General features: G+C 33.3%; 1 protein-coding gene. It reads left to right on the forward strand.

What is annotated here, in order from left to right; all coding sequences use genetic code 11:
* The first annotated feature begins 213 nt into the window (after positions 1-213).
* Entirely contained in the window at positions 214-1,185 is a 972-nt protein-coding gene (locus ITJ86_RS17140; RefSeq protein WP_195872871.1) for an IS110 family RNA-guided transposase, read from the forward strand.
* The last annotated feature ends 37 nt before the right edge of the window (positions 1,186-1,222 follow it).

Consider the following 1,222-nt stretch of genomic DNA (forward strand, 5'->3'; position numbering starts at 1 on the left):
CTTAAGTTTACAATTCATTAATTTAGAGTTATAAACAGAAAAGACAAAAGAGAGGAATAAGGTTAATATATACGCAGAAGCTTTAGACTTCGTCAACATTGAAAATCCCCTCTCTTTTCTACACAGATTTCGTACAGTTCTATGAGGCTTTTAGACCTCGCTTTTAAGTCGTTGAAACTCGCGTAGATTGTCCTTTCAAAAAAACATTTTCTTATGAATAAAGATATTAAATATTTTGGAATTGACATCAGCCATCATGTTTTTGATGTTACGGATTCTTCAGGTAATTATTACCAGTTTAAAAACAATGAGTTTGGGTTCAAAAAGTTTTCAAAACTTTTAAATATAAAGAGTCATTGTGTTATGGAAGCTACAGGTTACTACCATTATCAGTTAGCATATCATTTGCTAGAGTCAGGTATAAAAGTTTCGGTAGAAAATCCATTGTCTGTGAAACGCTTTATACAGATGGGATTATCAAAAGTTAAGACAGATAAGAGTGATTCAAGACTTATTTGTGCTTACGCAGAGCAAGTGGAATTAAAGCTATGGCAGGGAAATTCAAAGGAAGAAATAGAATGTCTTCAAATCGTGAGAACGCTCTCTGTGTATATAAAACAAAGCACTATGCTAAAAAACAAGTTACATGGTGAAGCTGTTTTAGGAAATCCAAGTAAGCTTGTTGTTCGGTCTTTAAAATGTAGTTTAAGGCAAATAACAAAAGCGATAAAAACGTTAGAGAAGGAGCTATTAATTTTAGTAAAACAAACACATCAAGATTTGTTTACTCGTTTAAAAACCATTCCAGGTATAGGTCCAAAAACAGCTATTATGCTAGTGGTTTTAACAGGTGGTTTTGATCGTTTTACAAGCGCAAGTGAACTATGTAGTTACGCAGGACTTACACCAGTGATCCGGCAAAGTGGAAGCAGTGTAAAAGGGCGACCACGCATCAGTAAAATGGGGAATCAAAAGCTACGGAATTTATTATTTATGTGTAGTTTTAATGCGTGCAAATACAACAAAGCTTGTCGAGATCTTTATGAGCGAATTGTAGCTAAGGGAAAGAGTAAAAAACTAGCATTGATTGCAGTGTGTAATAAGTTATTAAAACAGGCCTTTGCAATAGCTAAATCTGGATTAATATTTGACGAAAACTATAAAAGTACTTTGGTTAAAAATTAATGCGTTTTTACTTGTTTTTTACCACAGTACTTTGTTG

This window comes from Winogradskyella marina, assembly GCF_015645385.1.
GTDB classification, from domain to species: Bacteria; Bacteroidota; Bacteroidia; order Flavobacteriales; family Flavobacteriaceae; genus Winogradskyella; species Winogradskyella marina.

What these genes read in the sequence shown, in the direction of transcription:
- ITJ86_RS17140 (WP_195872871.1), top strand. Translation starts at nt 214, where the DNA reads ATGAATAAAGATATTAAATATTTTGGAATTGACATCAGCCATCATGTT.